We start from the raw sequence: 22,769 nt of genomic DNA, 5'->3' as shown, positions 1-22,769 counted from the left end.
CCATGTCCTCGTCTTTTTCCCCTCGGCTGTAGGGTTTTATTTCATATGATCAAATCGTTGCGTCCTCTGCTCCTGGCCGGCCTTTTTCTCCCCCTGGCCCTGCCTGTCTGCGCTGCCACCATCAACACGTCCCTGACACCCAACGTCGAAAAAGCCCTGAAGGCCAGCAAGCTGCAGTCCAGCGCCCTGTCGCTGGTGATGGTGCCGCTGGAGGGTCCGGGCACGCCGACCGTGTACAACGCCGACGTGTCGGTCAACCCGGCCTCGACCATGAAACTGGTGACCACCTACGCCGCACTGGAAATGCTCGGCCCCAACCACCAGTGGAAAACCGAGTTCTACACCGACGGCGACCTGAGCGGCGGCATCCTCAACGGCAACCTCTACCTCAAGGGTGGCGGCGATCCAAAGCTGAACATGGAAAAACTCTGGCTGCTGATGCGCGACCTGCGCGCCAACGGCGTGACCCAGGTCACCGGCGACCTGGTGCTGGACCGCAGCTTCTTCATACAACCGCAGCTGCCGGAATTCAACGATGACGGCAATGACGAGAACAAGCCGTTCCTGGTCAAGCCGGACTCGTTGCTGGTCAACCTCAAGGCCCTGCGTTTCGTGGCCCGCAATGACGGCGGCCGGGTGCTGGTTTCAGTAGAACCGCCGATTGCCAGCATCAAGATCGAGAACACCGTCAAGGCCCTCAACTCCAAGCAATGCACCGGTGGCGTGCGCTACAACCCGGTGACACAGGCCGATGGCAGCGTGACCGTGACCGTTGCCGGTCAGTTGGGTGAAGGCTGCAGCTCGCAGACTTATCTGTCGCTGCTCGACCACGCGACCTACACCGCCGGTGCCGTGCGGGCGATCTGGAAGGAACTGGGCGGCAGCATCCAGGGCAAGGATCGTCTGGCGCCAACGCCAAGCAGCGCCAAAGTGCTGGCCCGCGCCTTCTCGCCGGATCTGGCGGAAATCATCCGCGACATCAACAAATACAGTAACAACACCATGGCTCAGCAGCTGTTCCTGAGTCTGGGCCAGAAATTCCGCAACGAAGCCGATGGCGATGACGCCAAGGCCGGGCAACGCGTGGTGCGCCAGTGGCTGGCGAGAAAAGGCATCACCGCGCCGCATCTGGTCATGGAGAACGGTTCCGGCCTGTCCCGTGCCGAGCGGGTCAGCGCCCGGGAAATGGCCGCGATGCTGCAGGCCGCGTGGCACAGCCCTTACGCTGCCGAGTACATCAGCTCGCTGCCGATTGCCGGCATGGACGGCACCATGCGTAAACGCCTGAAGACCACCGCCGTGCGCGGTGAAGCCCACGTCAAGACCGGCACCCTGAATACTGTGCGCGCAATCGCCGGTTTCAGCCGCGACGTCAATGGCAACACCTGGGCCGTGGTGGCGATCCTCAACGACAAGGCGCCTTTCGGTGCATCGTCGGTGCTGGATCAGGTGCTGCTGGATCTCTACAAACAGCCGCGAGCGACGCAAACCGCTTCGGTCTTGTAAGCACACCACAAAACACTGTGGGAGCCAGCCTGCTGGCGATGGCGGAGTGTCAGTCACTGGATCATTGACTGAACTGAAGCGATCGCCAGCAGGCTGGCTCCCACACGTTTAGTGCCTAGTTCATCTGCCTCTCGACCCGATCCCGCCCGCCCTGCTTCGCCGCATAAACCCCTGAATCCGCCCGCAACAACAGCGAATCAGCGCCCTCCCCCGGCCGCCAGCTGGCAATCCCGAAACTCGCCGTTACCACACCGACCACATCCACCGGCGCCCCGCGCAGGCCTTGCCACAACTCCACGGCCAGCATGTACGCATGATCACCGTCGATGTCCGGGCACAGCACCATGAACTCTTCACCGCCCAAGCGACAGAACACGTCGGTACGCCGCAGCCGATGGCCGATGCGCTCGCACACCGCCTGTAACACCCGGTCGCCGACTGCATGGCCGTACTGATCGTTGATCCGTTTGAAATGATCGATATCGAGCATGATCACCGACAGTTCGCCACCTCCACGCTCGACCCGGGCCATTTCGGTCGTCAGACGTTCCTGGAAATAGCGCCGGTTGTGGATGCCGGTCAGTGAATCGGTCACCGACAGTGCGCGCAGTTCTTCCTCCACGCGCTTCAGGTCGGAGATGTCCGAGATGTAGCCATGCCAGAGCACGCCACCGCCCGGCAGTTCCTCCGGGGTCGCTTCGCCGCGCACCCAGCGCAGGCCACGCTCTGGCAATTGCACGCGGTATTCCTCGCGCCACGGGCTGAGGTTGTCCGCCGAGGCACGGATCGACTTGCGCACGCGGCTGACATCCTGCGGATGAATCCGGGTAAAGATGGATTCGGCATTGAGCAGCAGCACGTCAGGTTCCAGCTCGTAGATCTCGCGAATCCCCTCGCTGGCGTAGATCACGCTGAAGCTCCCGTCGAATTCCATCTTGAACTGATAGATGCCGCCGGGAACGTGAGCACTGAGTTTCTTCAACAGCAGGTCCCGCGCCGCCAGCGCTTCGTGTACGCGCTTGCGTTCGGTGATGTCGATGCAGATCGCCAGGTGCCCGACCCACAGCCCCTGCTCGTCCAGGACTGGGGTGGCCAGCATGTTCACCGGCAGATGACTGCCGTCCTTGCGCACCAGCGTCCACTCGCGCGCCTCATGCCCGCCGACTTCGCCGCCCTCCACCAGCATCGCCTGGCAGGTCGGGATGGCCTTGCCATAGCGGGCGCTCAGCTCCGCCGCACGGGTGACCAGCTCCCGGGGGAAATGCAGGTTTTCCAGCGTCATGTGGCCGATGACCTCGGTGCTGCTGTAGCCCAGCATCTGCTCCGCACCGGGATTGAATGTGTTGATTACACCGCGCAGGTCGGTGGCGATGATCGCCACTTGAGTTGCCGCGTTAAGCACCCCGCGCAGCTGGCCGTGGGTGCCCCGCAGTTCCTGCTCGCGCTCATGCAGCTCCTGAGTGCGCAACTCGACCATGCGCAAGGCCCGCTGACGCTGACTGACCAGCATATACAGCAACGCACTGAGCAGCAGACTGAGCAAGCCACCCAGAATGACCACACTGCCGACCGACGAATGGTTAGCCTGCAAAAAAGCCTCGCTGGGCGAGATATCGACCTGATAGTCATGGTCGGCCATGCGCACCAGCCGCGTGGTCGACAGATCGCTGGGCGCCGGATCATTGGTCGACTCGAACAGCACCTCATGCTGGTCGTTGGTGGACAGATCGAGGATGCGCACCGAAAGGTAGTCATGAGGGGGATCCGGCAAACCGTCCGCCAGCAGCTGACGCATGCTGATGACGGCTATCACGTAGCCGTATGATCTGGGCTCGCCTTCGCGCAGCACCGGCGCCACCAACAATACGCCGCGGGCGTAAGCCGGCTCGATACCCACCAGATGCATTGGCTGCGACACTGCCAGGCCGCGAAGCTGGTCGGCGCGCTCCAGGGTCGTGCGGCGCAACGGTTGTGCCAGCAGGTCGTAACCCAACGGCGAGCCGAGCCGGCTCTGGGTCTGGCTGTACAACACCACCACGTATTCATCCCGGGCCGCGGCCAGTTGCAGCTCGCCGCGGGCATTGAGTTCGCGCACGCTGAAGGTGCTCAGGCCTTCGTCACGCACCCGCTGCTCGAACGCGGCGCGCTCGGCGCCGCTCACCCGCAAGGCGAACGAATAGGCCTGGGTGCGCAGCAATAAAGGATGGGTGTAGCCGTCGAATTCGGCGCGGGACACCGATTCAGAGTTGGCGAAGAACCGGCGCAGGCCGTCGAGGCGTTGCTCCTGATCCTGAAAACGTTCTTCGATGCGGCTGTATCGCTCATTGGCCAGCAATTGAAAACGCTGGCGCAACTGGCTGTGAAACTGATTGAGGGTGGCCCAGGCCAGCAGCCCCGTGAGAATCCCGCCGGCGAGCAATACCAGCAGCGCGACCAGCCAGGCCGAGACTTCTTCGCTGATGAAACCCAGGATCTTTGGGCGCACGGGGTGCAACGACATATGGGCCACTCACTACGCCAGTACTTGCGGGATAACCCCGTTGGCCGTGAGTGAGTTATAGCTATTAGCCACTAATTTGGCTAGCTCTGATGGGATCCAAGAGCCTTAAAAATCAAGGCTCTGTGGATCCAACTGCTCAGAGTGTCAACGGGCCGTGATTTTCCAGGCGCGGTGGATCTTGCCGTTGCGGGCGAAATCCGGGTCGATGGTGCTGGCGGTGATTTCCTCGACCGCGTAGCGCTCGGCCAGGTTGTCTTCCAGCTGGAACTTGCGGAAGTTGTTGGAGAAGTACAACACCCCGCCGCTGGCCAGGCGGGCCATGGCCAGGTCGATCAGTTGCACCTGGTCACGCTGCACGTCGAAGATCCCTTCCATGCGCTTGGAGTTGGAAAAGGTCGGCGGATCGATGAAGATCAGGTCGTACTCTTCCCGGCAGTTTTCCAGCCACGCCATCACATCGCCCTGCTCCAGACGGTTCTTGTCGGAGAAACCATTGAGCGACAGGTTGCGGCGCGCCCAGTCGAGGTAGGTTTTCGACAAGTCGACACTGGTGGTGCTGCGCGCGCCGCCCTTGGCTGCGTGCACACTGGCGGTCGCGGTGTAGCAGAACAGGTTGAGGAAGCGCTTGCCGGCGGCCTCTTTCTGAATCCGCATGCGCATCGGCCGGTGATCGAGGAACAGCCCGGTGTCGAGGTAGTCGGTGAGGTTGACCAGCAACTTCACGCCGCCCTCGGTCACTTCATTGAATTTGCCTTGGGCAGCCTGACGCTCGTACTGCTTGGTGCCGCTCTGGCGCTCGCGGCGCTTGACCACCACGCGGCTTTTGTCGATGTTCAGCGCCTGCGGAATGGCCGCCAGGGCGTCGAACATGCGGATCGAGGCTTTTTCCGGGTCGATCGACTTCGGCGCGGCGTATTCCTGGACGTGCACCCAGTCGTGATAGAGGTCGATGGCCATGGCGTATTCCGGCATGTCCGCATCGTAGACGCGGTAGCAGTCGATGCCTTCGCGCTTGACCCACTTGCCCATCGCCTTGAGATTCTTCTGCAGGCGGTTGGCAAACATCTGCCCGCCTTCACTCAGGCGCGGCTGCTCGATCACAGGCGCCGGGGCCGGCGTCGGTTTGATCGGGTTGCCGTTCTTGTTGAACTTGCGCTCTTGCGGCTCGTTCGGCGCCTGATCATAAGCGGCTTGCTCGCGTTCGGCCTGACGTTGCTCCGGGGTACGACGCTCGCCGGTGACGAATTGGTCCGGCAACACTTTGATCAACAGCAGCTTGCATGGCAGCGCGCCGTTCCAGAACGAATACTGCTTGTGGCTGCGGATACCCATGCGCTTGCCCAGGTCCGGCGCGCCGGTGAACACCGCCGCTTCCCAGTTCAGGCAGGCCTGACGCAGACGCTCGCCAAGGTTCTGGTAGAGGTACAACAGGCTGGCTTCATCGCCCAGACGCTCGCCGTACGGCGGGTTGCAGATGACCAGGCCTTTCTGGTTCTGGTCCGGGCGCGGTTCGAAGGTGGCGACTTCGCCCTGATAGATCTTGATCCATTCGCTCAGGCCGGCGCGCTCGACGTTGTTGCGGCCCGGCTGAATCAGCCGTGGGTCGGCTTCATAACCACGGATCCACAGCGGCGGCTTGGCCAGACCGGCGGCGGCGCGTTCGACGGCTTCTTCATGCAGTTTTTTCCACAGCGCCGGTACGTGACCGAGCCAGGCGGTGAAGCCCCACTGTTCGCGACGCAGGTTCGGCGCCATGTCGGCGGCGATCATGCCGGCTTCGACCAGGAACGTGCCGACACCGCACATCGGGTCAGCCAGCGCGCCACCTTCGGCGGCAATGCGTGGCCAGCCGGAACGGATCAGGATCGCGGCCGCGAGGTTTTCCTTCAGCGGCGCAGCGCCCTGCTGCAAGCGATAACCGCGCTGGTGCAGGCTGTGACCGGAGAGGTCGAGGGACAGAATCGCTTCGCCGCGATCCAGGCGCAGATGAATGCGCAGGTCCGGGTTGAGCTTGTCGATGCTTGGACGGTCGCCCTGCGGGGTGCGCAGCTTGTCGACGATGGCGTCCTTGACCTTCAAGGCGCCGAAGTGGGTGTTGTCGATGCCCGAACCATGGCCGCTGAATTCCACGGCCAGGGTACCGTCGGCCAGCATGTGATCCTGCCAGTCGACGTCGAGTACGCCGTGGTACAGGTCTTCGGCGTCTTTCATCGGGAAGCGTTTGAGCACCAGCAGCACCCGGTTGGCCAGACGCGACCAGAGGCACAGGCGATAAGCGGTTTCCATGGTCGCCATGCCACGCACGGCGGAAGTGTGCTCGCGAGCTTCTTCAAGGCCAAGCCCGACGGCTTCCTCGATGAGCAGGCCTTCAAGGCCTTTGGGGCAAGTGAGGAAGAGTTCGAAACGGTCGGACATGGTTTTTCCAGAGCCTTTGGCTGATGAACCGGCAACGCATTGCCGATCCGGTTTTCAATCAGGCGCTTTTCTACAAGAGCGCCCGCGTGGCACGAAGGTGTGCCGTTCCATCCCCGCTGCTCGGGTTAAAAGAGCTTAGATGCCGGGACAGATAAAAAAGTTGATGCAACAAAATGACTCAAAGCAACCCTTCGTCGAATAGTACCCCAGCGTAAACGTGGGTCATTCTCACTAAAGGATTAACCTCATCATCCAGCGCGGGGCCGATCATACCGGGGTTTAGCCAACGAACACTGGATAAATACGCGGTTACTTATGGCAATAGCATCTTTTTCGTTACGTCCTTATGACAAAACGGTCATTCCATCGATGTGACTCATTGGTTAGAACTGGACACAGGTTGACGTCGCAACGGCGTCAACACCTTGGCTCGCCACGCCGGCAGCGAGCCGCCAACGGCAGAGTTTTTCTGCCAGACCTCAATTGAGGTCGACGCGACAAAAACAGTCAACAAGTGAGGGAAACACCCTATGAGAAGACTTAAGCGTGATCCGTTGGAAAGAGCATTTTTGCGCGGATATCAATATGGCGTTGGTGGCAAATCCCGTGAGCTTTGCCCATTTACTCTACCGTCGGTACGTCAAGCCTGGATCAACGGCTGGCGAGAAGGACGCGGCGACAACTGGGACGGTATGACCGGCACTGCGGGAATCCACAGACTCAACGAACTTCACGCCGTCGGCTGACACAGGGCACTTATTGCGACACGACAATCTGATTTCGTAACAACCTGATCACCATGCACGTCCTTCCCGGACGGCGGGCTACGGCCCAGGGGCTCCTTCGAGGAGCCCTTTTTTATGCCTGCCTTTCATGTCCGCCGATCAGCGTTTGGCGGCGATGGCGTCCACGGATTCGCGGATCAGCGCCGGGCCCTTGTAGATGAAGCCGGAGTAGATCTGCACCAGACTCGCGCCAGCAGCGATCTTCTCGGCCGCATGCTTGCCTTCGGTGATACCGCCCGCCGCGATGATCGGCAGTTTGCCACCCAGCTCGGACGCCAGCACTTTCACGGTGTGGGTGCTCTTTTCACGCACCGGCGCGCCGGACAGACCGCCCGCCTCGTCGCCGTGTTCCATGCCTTCGACGCCCACGCGGCTGAGGGTGGTGTTGGTGGCGATCACCGCGTCCATCCCGGTTTCGATCAGCGCCTGGGCGACTTGCGCGGTTTCTTCGTCGGTCATGTCCGGCGCGATCTTGATCGCCAGTGGTACATGTTTGCCGTGACGCAGGGCCAGTTCGGCGCGGCGCGTGGCCAGGTCCGCCAGCAATTGCTTGAGCGAATCGCCGAATTGCAGGCTGCGCAGGCCCGGGGTGTTCGGCGAGCTGACGTTGACCGTGACGTAGCTGGCGTGGGCGTAGACCTTGTCCAGGCAGATCAGGTAGTCGTCTACCGCGCGCTCGACCGGGGTGTCGAAGTTCTTGCCGATGTTGATCCCCAGCACGCCTTTGTATTTGGCCGCCACCACCCGCGCCAGCAGGTTATCCACACCGAGGTTGTTGAAACCCATGCGGTTGATGATCGCCTCGGCTTCCGGCAGGCGGAAAATCCGTGGTTTCGGGTTGCCCGGCTGCGGACGCGGGGTCACGGTGCCGATTTCGACAAAACCGAACCCCAGCTGGGCGAAGCCGTCGATGGCCGCGCCGTTCTTGTCCAGACCGGCCGCCAGACCCACAGGATTCGGGAACTGCAGGCCCATGACAGTCACCGGCAGCGACGCCGGCGCCTTGCACAGCAAGCCGTTGAGGCCCAAACGCCCGCCCGCGCCGATCAGATCCAGCGACAGATCGTGGGAGGTTTCCGGGGAAAGTTTGAACAACAGCTGACGGGCCAGGGTGTACATGGGCGGCTATGACTCGGGCGGCGAAAAGAGGCGGCGATTATAGCCGGGCATCGTCCCGCCGCGCGAGGCGCACGGGTAAATCGGTGCGCATGGCATATGCCTTGCACCTTCCTCGGCATCAGCCTGCAGGCCAATGGTGGCGTGCAGGCAAGGACAATGGCGTCGTCTCTCGGTTTTGCGCGGGCAAAGCCTGGGACGGCGTTTTTTTTGAGGGTGGCTTTCATGACTCAAACCTCCGCCGGGCCGCTGGCCTGGGTCAACGGCAGCGATGCCCCGGAAAAAAGCGCGATCAACCTGGGCTTCATGGCCCTGAGCGACTGCGCCTCGCTGGTGGTCGCGGCCACCCAGGGCTTTGCCCAGCCTTACGGCCTGACCCTGAACCTCAAGCGCCAGAGTTCCTGGGCCAACCTGCGGGACAATCTGGTCAGCGGCGAACTCGATGCCGCCCACAGCCTCTACGGCCTGATCTACGCGGTGCATCTGGGCATCGGCGGCGTCGCGCCGACCGACATGGCGGTGCTGATGGGCCTGAACCAGAACGGTCAGAGCCTCAACCTGTCCCACGGTTTGCAGGGCCTGGGCGTGACCGGTCCTGAAGCGCTGCACCACCATGTGCACCAAACCCGCGCAAAACTGACCTTCGCCCAGACCTTTCCGACCGGCACCCATGCCATGTGGCTGTATTACTGGCTGGCGAGCCAGGGCATTCATCCGTTGCAGGATGTCGACAGCGTGGTCGTGCCGCCGCCACAAATGGTTGCGCACCTGCAGGCCGGTCGCATCGACGGTTTCTGCGTCGGCGAGCCGTGGGCCGCCAGCGCCGTGCAACAGAATCTCGGCTTCACGCTGGCGACCAGCCAGACCATCTGGCCCGATCACCCGGAAAAAGTCCTCGGCTGCACCCGCGCCTTCGTCGAGCAATACCCCAACACCGCCCGTGCGCTGGTGATGGCGATCCTCGAAGCCAGCCGTTTCATCGAAGAGAGCCCGGAAAACCGCCGCAGCACCGCCCAGTTGTTGAGCGCAGCGGAATACCTCGACGCCCCGGTGTCCTGCATCGAACCGCGCTTTCTCGGCGACTACGACGACGGCCTGGGCAATCGCTGGCAGGACCCACACGCCCTGCGCTTTCATGGCGATGGCGCGGTAAACCTGCCGTACTTGTCGGACGGCATGTGGTTCATGACCCAGTTCCGCCGCTGGGGTTTGCTGCGCGACGACCCGGATTACCTCGCCGTCGCCCGGCAGGTGCAACAACTGGAGATCTATCGCGACGCGGCGACTGCCGTGGGCGTCGCGGCCTGGGGCAAGGACATGCGCAGCAGCCAGTTGATCGACGGCAAGATCTGGGACGGCAGCGACCCGGCCGCCTATGCCCGGAGCTTCAAGCTCCACGCGCTGAGCGACAGCGCGCCCCTTCTCGCCCAGCGCTGACAGGAGACCGCGAACATGCTGCGCATTCTGCTGATCAACGACACCGCGAAAAAAGTCGGGCGCCTGAAAGCCGCGCTGACCGAGGCCGGTTTCGAGGTGATCGACGAGTCGGGCCTGACCATCGACCTGCCGGCGCGCGTCGAAACGGTGCGTCCGGACGTGATCCTGATCGATACCGAGTCACCGAGCCGCGATGTGATGGAACAAGTGGTGCTGGTCAGCCGCGACCAACCCCGGCCGATCGTGATGTTCACCGACGAGCACGACCCTGGCGTGATGCGTCAGGCGATCAAGTCCGGGGTCAGTGCCTACATCGTCGAGGGCATCCACGCACAACGCCTGCAACCGATTCTCGACGTGGCCATGGCCCGTTTCGAGAGCGATCAGGCCTTGCGCGCCCAGCTTCAGGCCCGCGACCAGCAACTGGCCGAGCGCAAGCGCATCGAACTGGCCAAGGGGCTGCTGATGAAAATGAAGGATTGCAACGAAGAAGAGGCCTACACCCTGATGCGCCGCCAGGCCATGAGCCGCCAGCAGAAACTGATCCAGGTCGCCGAACAGATCATCGCGATGAGCGAGTTGCTTGGCTGAGCTGGCACAGATCTCGCTAAGCAATCGCTACAGGTAACCAACGGCGGTTGCCCCACCCACGACAAAGACGTCGCTCACCTTCTTCGCCCCTTTCGGCGATCCGGGTAGCGGCGTTTTTGCGTTTTGGCCCCATTGACCGGGGCCGGTGGTGCGGCCGTGGCGGCGCCCCACTGTGCTGGTTCTGATTCCTTCCCGAGATTCTCTACCGCTGAGGTGCGCGATGAATAAAAGCTTCTGGAAATCCGGCCACACCCCGACCCTGTTCGCGGCCTTCCTGTATTTCGATCTGAGTTTCATGGTCTGGTACCTGCTCGGCCCTCTGGCGGTACAAATCGCCGCTGACCTGCACCTGACCACCCAACAACGCGGCCTCGTGGTGGCCACGCCGATTCTGGCCGGCGCCGTGCTGCGCTTTGCGATGGGCATGCTTGCCGATCGCCTGTCGCCGAAAACCGCCGGGCTGATCGGCCAGGTGATCGTGATCTGCGCGCTGTTCGGCGCCTGGAAACTCGGCATCCACAGTTACGAACAAGCCTTGTTGCTTGGCCTGTTCCTCGGCATGGCCGGCGCTTCATTCGCCGTGGCGCTGCCGCTGGCCTCGCAGTGGTATCCGCCGGAGCATCAGGGCAAGGCGATGGGCATCGCCGGCGCCGGCAACTCCGGCACCGTATTCGCGGCGTTGATCGCCCCGGTACTGGCAGCGGCGTTCGGCTGGAGCAACGTGTTCGGTTTCGCCCTGATTCCGCTGATCCTGACCCTGGTACTGTTTGCCTGGCTGGCGAAAAACGCGCCGGAGCGACCAAAAGCCAAATCCATGGCCGACTACTTCAAGGCTCTGGGCGACCGCGACAGTTGGTGGTTCATGTTCTTCTACAGCGTCACCTTCGGCGGTTTCATCGGCCTGGCCAGCGCCCTGCCCGGTTACTTCAACGATCAATACGGCCTGAGCCCGGTCACCGCCGGTTACTACACTGCTGCCTGCGTGTTCGGCGGCAGCCTGATGCGACCGCTGGGCGGCGCGCTGGCTGACCGTTTCGGCGGGATTCGCACCTTGCTGGCGATGTACACGGTGGCGGCGGTCTGCATCGCAGCGGTCGGATTCAACCTGCCCAGTTCCTACGCGGCGCTGGCACTTTTCGTCTGCACCATGCTCGGTCTTGGCGCGGGTAACGGCGCGGTGTTCCAACTGGTGCCACAGCGCTTTCGCCGGGAGATCGGCGTGATGACCGGGCTGATCGGCATGGCCGGCGGCATCGGCGGTTTTGCGTTGGCGGCGGGCATGGGCGCGATCAAACAGAGCACCGGCAGCTATCAACTGGCGCTGTGGTTGTTCGCCAGCCTTGGTGTGCTGGCGTGGTTCGGCCTGCACGGGGTCAAACGTCGCTGGAGAACCACCTGGGGTTCGGCGGCCGTGACCGCTGCCCGGGTCTGAGGCCCGCATGGCACTGCGACTGAGCTTCGCTGAAGCCAGCGCCACCGGCCCCCGCGCGGAGAATCAGGACGCCTTGCGCCTGGTCACTCCGGCCCCGGCGCTGGCCGCCAGCAAGGGTTTCCTGTTCGCCATCGCCGACGGCGTCAGCCAGTGCGCCGATGGCGGTCTGGCTGCGCGCTCGACCTTGCAGGCGTTGGCGCTGGACTACTACGCCACCCCGCAGACCTGGAGCGTGGCCCAGGCGCTGGATCGCCTGTTGCTCGCGCAAAATCGCTGGTTGCAAGCCAATGGCGGTGGCCAGCCGTTGCTCACCACCGTCAGCGCGCTGGTCCTGCGCGGCAGGCGCTTCACGCTGGCGCATGTGGGGGATTGCCGGGTCTATCGCTGGCACGCCGACACCCTGCAGCGCATCACCGAGGATCACGTCTGGGAACAACCGGGCATGCAGCACGTGCTCAAGCGCGCACTGGGGCTGGATCAGCATCTGGTGCTGGACTTTCTCGACGGCGAACTGCGTGAGGGCGAATGTTTCGTGCTGCTCAGCGATGGCGTGTGGGCGGCGCTCGGCGATACCGCCATCGCCGGGATCCTGCGTGATCAACCGGATCTGCACAGTGCGGCACAAACGCTGGTCAACGCCGCGCATCTGGCCGGCGGCCAGGACAACGCCAGCGCCTTGCTGGTGCGGGTGGATGCCGTGGGGGAAGCGAGCATCGGCGATGCGCTGATTCAGTTGCAGCAATGGCCGCTGCCCCCGACGCTCAAACCGGGTCAGACCTTCGAAGGCTGGCAGGTGCAAGGCATCGTCGGCCAAAGCCAGCAATCGTTGCTGTATCGCGTCCTCGATGGCCAAGGCCAGGCGTGGCTGTTGAAGACCTTGCCCCCACGGCTGGCGGACGATACCCACGCAGGTCAGGCACTGTTGGCGGAGGAATGGTTTCTCAAACGCGTGGCCGGGCGACATTTCCCTGAAGTCCATAGCGCCAGTCAGCGTCAGCATTTGTACTACGTGATGCGTGAATATTCGGGAATCACCCTCGCGCAGTTGTTCGAGCGAGCCGGCCCACTACCGCTGGCTCAGTGGCAGGACGTGGCCGAACGCCTGTTGCGGGCCGTCGGCCTTCTGCATCGGCGGCAGATTCTGCACCGCGACATCAAACCGGAGAACCTGCTGCTGGGGGACGACGGCGAGTTGCGTTTGCTGGATTTCGGTCTGGCGTATTGCCCCGGTCTTTCGCAGGACACGCCGTCGACGCTGCCGGGAACCCCGAGCTATATCGCACCGGAATCCTTTCGAGGGGATGCGCCCCAGGCTCGTCAGGATCTGTATGCGGTGGGCGTAACCTTGTATTTCCTGCTCACCGGGCATTTTCCCTACGGAGAAGTCGAAGCCTTCCAGCGTCCGCGTTTCGGGCTGCCGGTGAGTGCGGCTCGTTATCGGCCGGATCTGCCGGAATGGCTGGCGCAGTGTCTGGAACGTGGTGTCTCGACTGACCCGCTGCAACGCTATGAAACCGCTGAAGAATGGCTGCTCACGCTGGAACAGGGTGAACGCCGCAGCCTGAATGTACGTCCTCGTCCCTTGCTCGAGCGGGAGCCGCTGAAGGTCTGGCGGACACTGGCGCTGCTGGCGCTACTGGGCAATCTGGTGCTGCTGTTTCTGTTGTTTCATGGCTGATCCGACGCTCCATTAGCGAGCAGACTGCTTCCATTCAGTGCAAAAACCACAATGAACATCTGGCCAATTCCAGCCCCACCCCAATGAATTCGTGTCTGAGCGCGAATTGGCACAACCACTGCATTAACGTTTCCAACTGACATAAAGCCCGACCTTCAACGACGAAGGCCAGGCTTCCCGAGAGAACGGGACAAGGACAAAGGCGTCCTCGCTAGGTAACTGGCGGGACGCCTTTTTTGTTTGCGCCATTTTGTCGAGCAAGGCCTGACTGCCCACAAGAGGCAAGCCCGATGCTCCCGGAGAACCTGATGAAAAAACTCAAACTGGTGATGATCGGCAACGGCATGGCCGGGGTCCGCACCCTGGAAGAACTGCTGAAACTGAGCAACGAGCTGTACGACATCACGGTCTTCGGCGCCGAACCGCACACCAACTACAACCGCATCCTGCTGTCGCCGGTATTGGCCGGCGAACAGACCTTCGAAGAGATCGTGCTCAACGACCTCGACTGGTACCTGGAAAACGGCATCAAACTGCTGCTCAACCGCAAAGTGGTGGAGATCGACCGGGTCAAACGCCGTGTGATCGCCGAAGACGGTACCGAAGCCGAATATGATCGCTTGCTGATCGCCACCGGCTCGACCCCGTTCATTCTGCCGATCCCCGGCAACACCTTGCAGGGCGTGATCGGCTACCGCGACATCGCCGACACCCAAGCCATGATCGACACCGCCAAGACCCACAAGCACGCCGTGGTGATCGGCGGTGGCCTGCTCGGCCTCGAAGCGGCCAACGGCCTGATGCTGCGCGGCATGCACGTCACCGTGGTGCACCTGGGTGAATGGCTGCTGGAGCGGCAACTGGACAAGACCAGCGGCCAACTCCTGCAAACCGCCCTCGAATCCCGCGGCCTGCACTTTCGCCTGTGCGAACAGACCCAGGCCCTGCACGACGCCGGCAACGGTCGCGTCGGCTCGGTGCAATTCAAGAACGGCGACATCATTCCTGCCGATCTGGTGGTCATGGCCGCTGGCATTCGCCCCAATACCGAACTCGCGGAAAAGGCCGGCATCCCGTGCAATCGCGGGATTCTGGTCAACGACACCCTGCAAACCTACGACCCGCGCATCTATGCCATCGGCGAATGCGCCAGCCATCGCGGCATCGCCTACGGCCTGGTCGCGCCGCTGTTCGAACAGGCCAAGGTCTGCGCCAACCACTTGGCGCAACTGGGTTTCGCCCGCTATCAGGGCTCGGTGACCTCGACCAAATTGAAGGTCACCGGCATCGACCTGTTTTCCGCCGGCGACTTCATGGGCGGCGAAGGCACCGAGACCATCACCCTCTCCGATCCGATCGGCGGGGTGTACAAAAAACTGGTGATCAAGGATGACGTGCTGGTCGGCGCCTGTCTGTACGGCGATACGGCGGATGGTGGTTGGTATTTCCGGCAGATTCGTGAGAATCACGACATTCGGCAGATCCGCGATCACCTGATGTTCGGCGGCTCTTCTTCTATGGAGCATGCTTTAGGCGATGTAGGACATCAGGGCCAGGACAAAGCCATGAGCATGGCCGACAACGCCGAAGTCTGCGGCTGCAACGGCGTGTGCAAGGGCACCATCGTCAAGGCGATTCAGGAACACGGCCTGTTCAGCGTCGACGAGGTAAAGAAACACACCAAGGCCGCCAGCTCCTGCGGCTCCTGCGCCGGGCTGGTCGAGCAGATCCTGATCAACACCGTCGGCGGCGCGGCGGACGTCAAACCGAAAAGCGAAAAAGCCATCTGCGGTTGCAGCGACCTCAACCACGGCCAGATTCGCCAGGCCATTCGCGAACAGCATTTGCTGACCATCGCCGGCACCATGAGCTACCTCAACTGGCGCACCCCGAACGGCTGCGCTACCTGCCGCCCGGCCCTCAACTATTACCTGATTTCCACCTGGCCCGGCGAAGCCAAGGACGATCCACAGTCACGTCTGATCAACGAACGGGCCCACGCCAACATTCAGAAGGACGGCACCTATTCAGTGGTGCCACGGATGTGGGGCGGCGTGACCAACCCGTCGGAACTGCGGCGGATCGCCGACGTGGCGGACAAATATCAGGTGCCGATGGTCAAGGTCACCGGCGGCCAGCGCATCGACCTGTTGGGAATCAAGAAGCAGGACCTGCCGGGTGTATGGAAGGACCTCGACATGCCGTCCGGCCACGCCTACGGCAAATCGATCCGCACCGTGAAAACCTGCGTCGGCAGCGAGTTCTGCCGCTTCGGCACGCAGAATTCGACCCAGTTGGGCATCGATCTTGAACATGACCTGTTCAACATGTGGTCGCCGCACAAAGTGAAGTTGGCGGTCTCCGGATGCCCACGCAACTGCTCGGAAGCGGGGATCAAGGACGTAGGCATCATCGGCGTCGATTCCGGCTGGGAGATGTACATCGGTGGCAACGGCGGGATCAAGACCGAAGTCGCCGAATTCTTCGTCAAGCTCAAGACCGCCGAAGAAGTGCGCGAATACAACGGCGCGTTCCTGCAGCTGTACCGCGAGGAAGCCTTCTACCTCGAACGCACCGTGCACTACCTGCAGCGGGTCGGCATGGAGCACATCAAGAAAGCCGTGCTGGAAGATCCCGAACGCCGCAAGGCCCTGAACGAGCGCCTGCAATTCTCCCTGTCGTTCGAACAGGACCCGTGGAAAGAGCGCCTTGCCCAGCCGCAACTGAAGAAAGAATTCGACGTGATCCCCGTGAAAAATCTGGAGGTGCCGGCATGAACTGGCTCGATATCTGTGCCTTGGAAGAAATCAACGCCCTCGGTTCGCGGATCATCGCCGGCCCCAAAGGTGACATTGCGATCTTTCGCACAAGCGACGACGAAGTTTTCGCACTCGATGACCGCTGCCCGCACAAGGGTGGCCCGCTGTCCCAAGGCCTGATCTACGGCAAACGCGTGGCCTGCCCACTGCACAACTGGCAGATCGACCTGCAATCCGGCGAAGCCCAGGCGCCGGACGTCGGCTGCGCGCACCATCACCCGGCCCGTGTGGAAAACGGCCGTGTGCAACTGGCCCTGCGGGACGCCGTCTGATGAACCGCCAGACGACCGCCTCGACCTGCTGCTATTGCGGGGTCGGCTGCGGCGTGCTGATCGAGCATGACGGCGAGCGCATTCTCGGCGTCAGCGGCGATCCGGCGCATCCGGCCAACTTCGGCAAACTGTGTAGCAAAGGCTCAACCCTGCACCTGACCGGTGACCTCGCGGCCCGGGCGTTGTACCCGGAATTGCGCCTGGGCAAAGGCCTGGCGCGTAGCCGTTGCGACTGGGACACCGCGCTGGATCACGCCGCCAACGTGTTCGCCGACACCATCGCTAAACACGGCCCGGACAGCGTGGCGTTTTACATCTCCGGGCAGTTGCTGACCGAGGATTACTACGCGTTCAACAAACTGGCGCGGGCGCTGGTCGGCACCAATAACATCGATAGCAATTCGCGGTTGTGCATGTCTTCGGCGGTGGTTGGCTACAAGCGCAGCCTTGGTGCCGACGCACCACCGTGCAGCTATGAAGACCTGGAGCTGAGCGATTGCGTGATGATCGTCGGCAGTAACATGGCCTACGCCCATCCGGTACTGTTTCGCCGCCTCGAAGAGGCCAAATCCCGCCGCCCGCAGATGAAAGTCATCGTCATCGACCCTCGGCGCACCGACACTTGCGACCTCGCCGACCTGCATCTGGCGATTCTGCCGGGCACCGATGTCGCGTTGTTCCATGGGATTTTGCATCTGCTGTTGTGGGAAGACTGGATCGACCGCGACTTCATCAAGGCGCACACCGACGGGCTCGCCGAGCTGAAAAGCCTGGTGCGCGATTACACCCCGGCCATGGTTTCGCAGCTGTGCGGGATCAGTGTCGAGCAGCTGCAGCAATGCGCCGAATGGATCGGCACCGCGCCGAGTTTTCTGTCGCTGTGGTGCATGGGCCTGAACCAGTCCACCGCCGGCAGTGCGAAGAACAGCGCGCTGATCAATCTGCATCTGGCCACCGGGCAAATCGGTCGGCCAGGTGCAGGACCTTTCTCCCTGACCGGTCAGCCGAATGCCATGGGCGGGCGGGAAACCGGCAGCCTTTCCAACCTGTTGCCCGGTCATCGTGAGGCTGCCAACCCACAGCACCGCGCCGAAGTGGCGGCGTATTGGGGGGTGGATTCGCTTCCGGAAAACACCGGCCTCAGCGCCATCGAACTGTTCGAACAGGTGCGCAGCGGCCAGATCAAGGCGCTGTGGATTGCCTGCACCAACCCCGCACAATCGATGCCGGATCAGAACGCCGTCCGCGCGGCGCTGGAAGCCTGTCCGTTCGTGGTGTTGCAGGAGGCGTTTCGCACCACCGAAACCGCGGCGTTTGCCGATCTACTGTTACCGGCAGCCAGTTGGGGCGAGAAAGAAGGCTCGGTGACCAACTCTGAGCGGCGGATTTCCCACGTCCGCAAAGCCATTGCCGCACCGGGTGAGGCGCGTCCGGACTGGGCGATCACCGTAGATTTCGCACAGCGCCTGGAGAAACGTCTCCGCCCGCAACAGCCGGGTCTGTTTGCTTTCGAGCAACCGGCGCAGTTGTTTGACGAGTACAAACAACTGACCCGGGGGCGCGATCTGGATCTATCGGGGATCAGCCATGGGTTGATTGATGAGCTGGGGCCACAGCAATGGCCCTTCCCCGCTGGCGCCCGCCAAGGTACAGCCCGGCTGTATGGCGACGGGATCTTTCCTACAGCGAACGGGCGGGCGCAGTTCGTTGCCGATCCCTATCGCGCCGCCAAGGAACAACGCGACGCACGTTTTCCCCTGACCCTGATCACCGGCCGCCTGCGTGATCAATGGCACGGTATGAGCCGCACCGGCACGGCGGCGCAGTTATTCGGTCATGTCAGCGAAGCAGTGTTGAGTCTGCATCCGGACGAATTGCGCCGTCACCGCTTGCAACCGGGGGATCTGGTGAGCCTGAAAAGTCGTCGTGGCGCAGTGGTCGTGGCGGTCGGCAGCGATGACAGCGTGCGTCCTGGTCAGGCGTTTCTGCCGATGCATTGGGGTGATCGTTTTCTCAAGGGCGGCGTGAACTGCCTGACGCTGCCCGCCTTCGATCCCCTGTCGAAACAACCTGAACTCAAGCACAGCGGGGTACGCCTGGAACCGGTGAATCTGCCCTGGCAACTTTTCGCACTGATCGAGGGTGATGTTCAGCGGCATTTTGAGGCACTTCGCCCGCTGTGTGAGGCGTTTTCCTACGTCAGCCTCAGCCTGGTCGGTCGCGAGCGTCCCGCGCTGCTGATACGCGCTGCCAGCGCCGCCGCACCCGATCCGCAATTGCTGCGCGAAATCGACCAGTGCCTGGCTCTGATCGACGGCCCGGTACTGGCCTATGACGATCCGCGCCGGGCGATCGGCAAACGGGTACGCATCGAAAACGGGCGAATCACCGCGATTCGCCTCGCCGGCGAAACCCTTGCCCGACACTGGTTGCAAGGCCTGTGGCTGGAGGGCCGCGCAGACGAACAACTGCGGCGCTGGCTGCTGGCGCCAATGAGTGCGCCGCCGGGCAATGCCGGTGTGCAGAGCGTTGCCGACAAGACCCTGTGCAATTGCAAAAACGTCAGCCACAGCGCGGTCTGCGCCGGCATTCGAGAAGGTCTGGATCTGCAGGGTTTGAAAAACACACTGGGCTGCGGCACGCAATGTGGTTCCTGCGTCCCGGAAATCAAGCGTTTGCTGGCCGCCGAAACGCGGCCGGTCGCCGTCATCTGAAGAGGAAAACACCATGAACGCAAAAGTCTGGCTGGTGGGCGCAGGTCCTGGCGATCCTGAATTGCTGACGCTCAAAGCCGTACGTGCCTTGCGCGAAGCGGATGTGGTGCTGATCGACGATCTGGTCAACGACGCAGTGCTGGAATACTGCCCCGCCGCACGGATCATTCCGGTCGGCAAACGCGGCGGCTGTCGCTCGACGCCACAGGCGTTCATTCATCGGCTGATGCTGCGTTATGTGCGCCAGGGCAAATGCGTGGTGCGCCTCAAGGGCGGCGATCCCTGCATCTTCGGCCGTGGCGGCGAGGAAGCGCAGTGGCTGCGTGAGCGCGGGGTTGAAGTGGAGCTGGTCAATGGCATCACCGCCGGGCTGGCCGGGGCGACGCAGTGTGACATTCCGCTGACGTTACGCGGCGTAGCGCGGGGGGTGACGCTGGTCACCGCGCACACTCAGGATGACAGTCAGGTGAACTGGCAGGCACTGGCGCAGAGCGGCACGACGCTGGTGATCTACATGGGGGTGGCCAAGCTCAGCGAAATTCGTGAGCAGTTGCTGGCAGGCGGAATGGCGATGGAGACGCCGGTGGCGATGATCGAGAACGCATCCCTGCCACAACAACGGGAATGCCGGAGCGATCTGACGGGGATGGAGGAAGCAGCCTGCAGGTTCCAGCTCAAGAGCCCGGCCATTCTGGTGATTGGTGCGGTGGCGGCTTCTGCGGACCGATCCGGTTTGCTCGCCTGGCCCGCCAATCAGTCAGCCTGACCCTCTGGTTTTACCAAATCCCAGACAAAGAAAAGCCCGGCCTGAGCCGGGCTTTCCTCAAAGCAGCGAGCTAATTACTTAGCTTGAGCTTCAACCTGAGCTTCTACGCGACGGTTAACGGCGCGGCCAGCTTCGGTTTTGTTGTCAGCAACTGGACGGGTTTCGCCGTAGCCAATCGACTGAACGCGGGACGATTCAACACCGTACTGGTTAACCAGAACTTGCTTAACGGCGTTTGCACGACGCTCGGACAGTTTCTGGTTGTAAGCGTCAGGACCGACGGAGTCAGTGTGACCTTCAACAGTGGTGTGAGTCGATGGGTACTGCTTCATGAAGTCAGCCAGGTTCTTGATGTCAGCGTAGCTGTTTGGCTTGACGACCGACTTGTCGAAGTCGAACTTCACGTCCAGCTCTACACGAACAACTTCAGCAACTGCCGGGCAGCCATCAGCGTCAACAGTTACGTTGGCTGGGGTGTTCGGGCACTTGTCAACGTTGTCGCAAACGCCATCGTTGTCGCTGTCGGAGCAGACTTCAGCTGGTGCTGGAACTGGAGCAGCGGCAGGCTTGTTGCCGCCACCGAAGTTCACGCCCAGACCGATTACTGGAGCGTAGTTCCAGCGACCGTTGTCCAGCTTGTAGTCAGCGTCTACACCAGCACGGGCGTAGAAGTTTTCAGCGAAGTAGTACTTGACGCCAGCGCCAGCAGTCAGGTAGGTCGACTGATCGCGACCGGTGTGGCCGTCAGCAGCTACGTTGGTCAGGCTGCCGTGCTTAACACCACCGGAAACGTAAGGACGCAGAGCGTCGCCAGCGTTGTTGAAGTGGTACTGAGCGTTCAGACCGAAGTTGTCGCCGTGCAGTTTCTGGCTGCCGGTGCCGTCGTTCGAACGGGTGTGGTTGTTCTTGTCGTAGGTCAAGTTCAACGATACGTCGTCGGTCAAGAAGTAACCGATAGAGGCGCCTGGGTTGAAGCCGTCTTCGACATGGTTAACGCTGTCGTTGTACTGCTTCTTGTAGAACAGTTCGCCTTCAACTGCGCCTTGGCCTTGTGCCAGTGCGCCGAACGAAGTAGCGGCAATCAAAGAACCAATGGCCAAGCCCAAGGTGTTTTTCAGTTTCATCCGTTAAATCCCCATCTGGTGATTGTGAAGCAGTCCCGCAAACCGGGGGACAACTCGGCGGCAAGTCTATCAGAACTTGCCTACACGTAAGAGATATTTGCGCTGAACTAAGTTTCAGCAATGCCTGCAAATTTCTCACGCAATTTATCTAGAGCACGTTTGTACCGCATTTTTGTCGCACTCAAACCCATGTGCATGATGTCTGCGATCTCCTGAAATTCCAGCTCTGCGACAAAACGTAGCACCAGAATTTCACGGTCAATCGGGTTCACATACACCAGCCAGCGATCGAGTCCGCCCTTCTCCTCGGGTTTCGGCGCCTTTTCTTCGGACGCTTCCTCGAGGGGGTCAAGACTCAGTGCGTCCATCAAGCGACGCTTTCGCCGTTCCTTCCGATACTGTGTGATGCATTCGTTGTAGGTGATGCTATACAGCCACGTCTTGAACTTCGATTTGCCCTCGAAGTTCTTCAGGCCATACAGCACCTTCAACATCACTTCCTGACAGACATCGTCTGCGTCGCGATCGTTCCCAAGATATCGTGCACAGACGTTAAATAATGTCCGCTGGTAACGCCGCATCAGTTCTTCATAGGCGCGCGTCACGTGAAACAGCTCGGTATGCGAGCGCGCGACCAACTCCTCGTCAGAGAGCTCGCGGGGGTCGTAGCGCGTGGATAGCGTTTGGGCTTTATTCAAAACAAGTCGTGCCGACAGTCAGGTCAATGTCCACCGCTGCCAGCATCAGCTGGCATTTTGCGGCGGCATACATTAGCAGGGTTTGCCGGGTTAGCGGCTACTCACATGCTGTTCCAGCAGGATCCGATTGGAGAGAGAGACTAGCTCACCCTCATCGGTCAGCAATGTGGTTTTAACCGTGCCGATCTCTTCGATCTGGCCTTCGACCTCGCCAACACGCACTTGTTGCCCAACCTGATACAACTCACGCACATAGATTCCCGCAAGAATCTGACCGGCAATTTCCCGGCTTCCCAGGCCCATGGCCAGCGCAACCGCCAGACCAACGGTAATCAATACGATGACGATCACATGGTTCAGCAGGTCGGTCTTGACCTCAAGCTGACTGATCGCGACCGAGATACTGATGATGATCACCAGGCCTTGGGCAATTCGCCCAAGTCCTGAAGCGTAGTCCAGTCCTACGCCTTCTGCCGCACCGCGCACCAGTCCGTTGGCCAGTTGCGCCAGCAATACACCCACCAGCAGCACCAGCGCGGCGCCGAAAACTTTTGGCACATACAGCGCCAACATGTCCAGCGTAGCTGAAACTCGCTCAAGTCCAAGGGATTCTGCCGCAGAAACCAGGAAAATCAGCAGAACAAACCAATAGACGATTTTTCCGATCAGGGTCGAGATCGGCACTTGCAGTCCCGCACGGGACATCAGTTTGGTCAGGCCGGTGCCGCCCATCAAGCGGTCGAGGCCGAGTTTGGCGAGCAGCTTGGACAGCAATGTGTCCAGCAACTTGGCCACCACGAAGCCCAACAGCAGCACCACCAGTGCGCCGAACAGGTTCGGGATGAAATTAGCGACTTTGGTCCACAACGCTGTCATTGCCGTGACGAGGCTCTGAGTCCAGAGATCAAGTTCCATA

The 22,769-nt window shown here is 61.6% G+C and carries 16 protein-coding genes; 10 read left to right on the top strand and 6 right to left on the bottom strand.

The window, feature by feature from the left end; genetic code table 11:
• Positions 1 to 45 precede the first annotated feature (45 nt).
• Positions 46 to 1,506, top strand: a complete 1,461-nt coding sequence (gene dacB / locus ACSPX5_RS04135) for a D-alanyl-D-alanine carboxypeptidase/D-alanyl-D-alanine endopeptidase (protein WP_439820989.1) — start codon at positions 46 to 48, stop codon at positions 1,504 to 1,506.
• A gap of 115 nt (positions 1,507 to 1,621) precedes the next feature.
• On the opposite strand, the gene ACSPX5_RS04130 is transcribed toward dacB, so the two are convergent.
• Together ACSPX5_RS04130 and rlmKL are read right to left on the bottom strand one after the other, a co-directional pair.
• Positions 1,622 to 4,006, bottom strand: a complete 2,385-nt coding sequence (locus tag ACSPX5_RS04130) for a sensor domain-containing diguanylate cyclase (protein ID WP_439820988.1) — start codon at positions 4,004 to 4,006, stop codon at positions 1,622 to 1,624.
• A gap of 144 nt (positions 4,007 to 4,150) precedes the next feature.
• Positions 4,151 to 6,421, bottom strand: coding sequence for a bifunctional 23S rRNA (guanine(2069)-N(7))-methyltransferase RlmK/23S rRNA (guanine(2445)-N(2))-methyltransferase RlmL (gene rlmKL, locus ACSPX5_RS04125; protein ID WP_169429568.1), 2,271 nt, complete (start codon positions 6,419 to 6,421; stop codon positions 4,151 to 4,153).
• A 530-nt stretch (positions 6,422 to 6,951) separates the two neighbouring features.
• Between rlmKL and rmf the strand changes: the two genes are divergently transcribed.
• A complete protein-coding gene (gene rmf, locus ACSPX5_RS04120; RefSeq protein ID WP_003223300.1) occupies positions 6,952 to 7,167 on the top strand; it encodes a ribosome modulation factor in 216 nt (71 codons plus the stop codon).
• A gap of 138 nt (positions 7,168 to 7,305) precedes the next feature.
• Here rmf and ACSPX5_RS04115 read toward each other — a convergent pair whose 3' ends face one another.
• On the bottom strand, positions 7,306 to 8,325 hold the full coding sequence (locus tag ACSPX5_RS04115; protein WP_439820987.1) for a quinone-dependent dihydroorotate dehydrogenase: 1,020 nt from the start codon (positions 8,323 to 8,325) through the stop codon (positions 7,306 to 7,308).
• 222 nt (positions 8,326 to 8,547) lie between these two features.
• Between ACSPX5_RS04115 and ACSPX5_RS04110 the strand changes: the two genes are divergently transcribed.
• The 8 genes from ACSPX5_RS04110 to cobA all read left to right on the top strand — a co-directional run bounded on the left by ACSPX5_RS04110 (position 8,548) and on the right by cobA (position 20,031).
• Positions 8,548 to 9,759, top strand: a complete 1,212-nt coding sequence (locus ACSPX5_RS04110) for a CmpA/NrtA family ABC transporter substrate-binding protein (RefSeq protein ID WP_169429566.1) — start codon at positions 8,548 to 8,550, stop codon at positions 9,757 to 9,759.
• Between the two features lie 15 nt (positions 9,760 to 9,774).
• Positions 9,775 to 10,350, top strand: a complete 576-nt coding sequence (locus ACSPX5_RS04105) for an ANTAR domain-containing response regulator (protein ID WP_007916390.1) — start codon at positions 9,775 to 9,777, stop codon at positions 10,348 to 10,350.
• Positions 10,351 to 10,570: 220 nt separating this feature from the next.
• On the top strand, positions 10,571 to 11,782 hold the full coding sequence (locus ACSPX5_RS04100; RefSeq protein WP_007952035.1) for a nitrate/nitrite transporter: 1,212 nt from the start codon (positions 10,571 to 10,573) through the stop codon (positions 11,780 to 11,782).
• Positions 11,783 to 11,789: 7 nt separating this feature from the next.
• Positions 11,790 to 13,460 (top strand): protein kinase domain-containing protein, encoded by a 1,671-nt coding sequence (locus tag ACSPX5_RS04095; RefSeq protein WP_439820986.1) that lies wholly within the window; start codon positions 11,790 to 11,792, stop codon positions 13,458 to 13,460.
• Positions 13,461 to 13,768: 308 nt separating this feature from the next.
• Positions 13,769 to 16,237, top strand: a complete 2,469-nt coding sequence (gene nirB, locus ACSPX5_RS04090) for a nitrite reductase large subunit NirB (protein ID WP_169429563.1) — start codon at positions 13,769 to 13,771, stop codon at positions 16,235 to 16,237.
• A complete protein-coding gene (nirD, locus tag ACSPX5_RS04085; protein ID WP_007951992.1) occupies positions 16,234 to 16,551 on the top strand; it encodes a nitrite reductase small subunit NirD in 318 nt (105 codons plus the stop codon). The genes nirB and nirD overlap by 4 nt, the downstream gene beginning before the upstream one ends.
• Positions 16,551 to 19,265 (top strand): nitrate reductase, encoded by a 2,715-nt coding sequence (locus tag ACSPX5_RS04080; protein ID WP_439820985.1) that lies wholly within the window; start codon positions 16,551 to 16,553, stop codon positions 19,263 to 19,265. Before nirD ends, ACSPX5_RS04080 begins: the two co-directional genes overlap by 1 nt.
• A 13-nt stretch (positions 19,266 to 19,278) precedes the next feature.
• The gene (cobA, locus tag ACSPX5_RS04075; RefSeq protein ID WP_439820984.1) at positions 19,279 to 20,031 is read left to right on the top strand and encodes a uroporphyrinogen-III C-methyltransferase; all 753 of its coding nucleotides are present in this window, start codon (positions 19,279 to 19,281) and stop codon (positions 20,029 to 20,031) included.
• A 74-nt stretch (positions 20,032 to 20,105) separates the two neighbouring features.
• Here the strand turns inward: cobA and ACSPX5_RS04070 are convergent, their stop codons facing one another.
• From ACSPX5_RS04070 to ACSPX5_RS04060, 3 genes are all read right to left on the bottom strand, one after another.
• A complete protein-coding gene (locus ACSPX5_RS04070; protein ID WP_169429560.1) occupies positions 20,106 to 21,155 on the bottom strand; it encodes an OmpA family protein in 1,050 nt (349 codons plus the stop codon).
• Positions 21,156 to 21,262: 107 nt separating this feature from the next.
• Positions 21,263 to 21,853, bottom strand: coding sequence for an RNA polymerase sigma factor SigX (gene sigX / locus ACSPX5_RS04065; protein ID WP_011333251.1), 591 nt, complete (start codon positions 21,851 to 21,853; stop codon positions 21,263 to 21,265).
• Between the two features lie 90 nt (positions 21,854 to 21,943).
• Positions 21,944 to 22,768, bottom strand: a complete 825-nt coding sequence (locus ACSPX5_RS04060; RefSeq protein ID WP_065259736.1) for a mechanosensitive ion channel family protein — start codon at positions 22,766 to 22,768, stop codon at positions 21,944 to 21,946.
• Position 22,769 lies beyond the last annotated feature (1 nt).

This window comes from Pseudomonas sp. HLG18, assembly GCF_051903985.1.
Taxonomy (GTDB): Bacteria; Pseudomonadota; Gammaproteobacteria; order Pseudomonadales; family Pseudomonadaceae; genus Aquipseudomonas; species Aquipseudomonas fluorescens_BT.
Note: the sequence above shows the minus strand (reverse complement) of the source record. Positions and strands in the feature narration are given on the sequence as shown.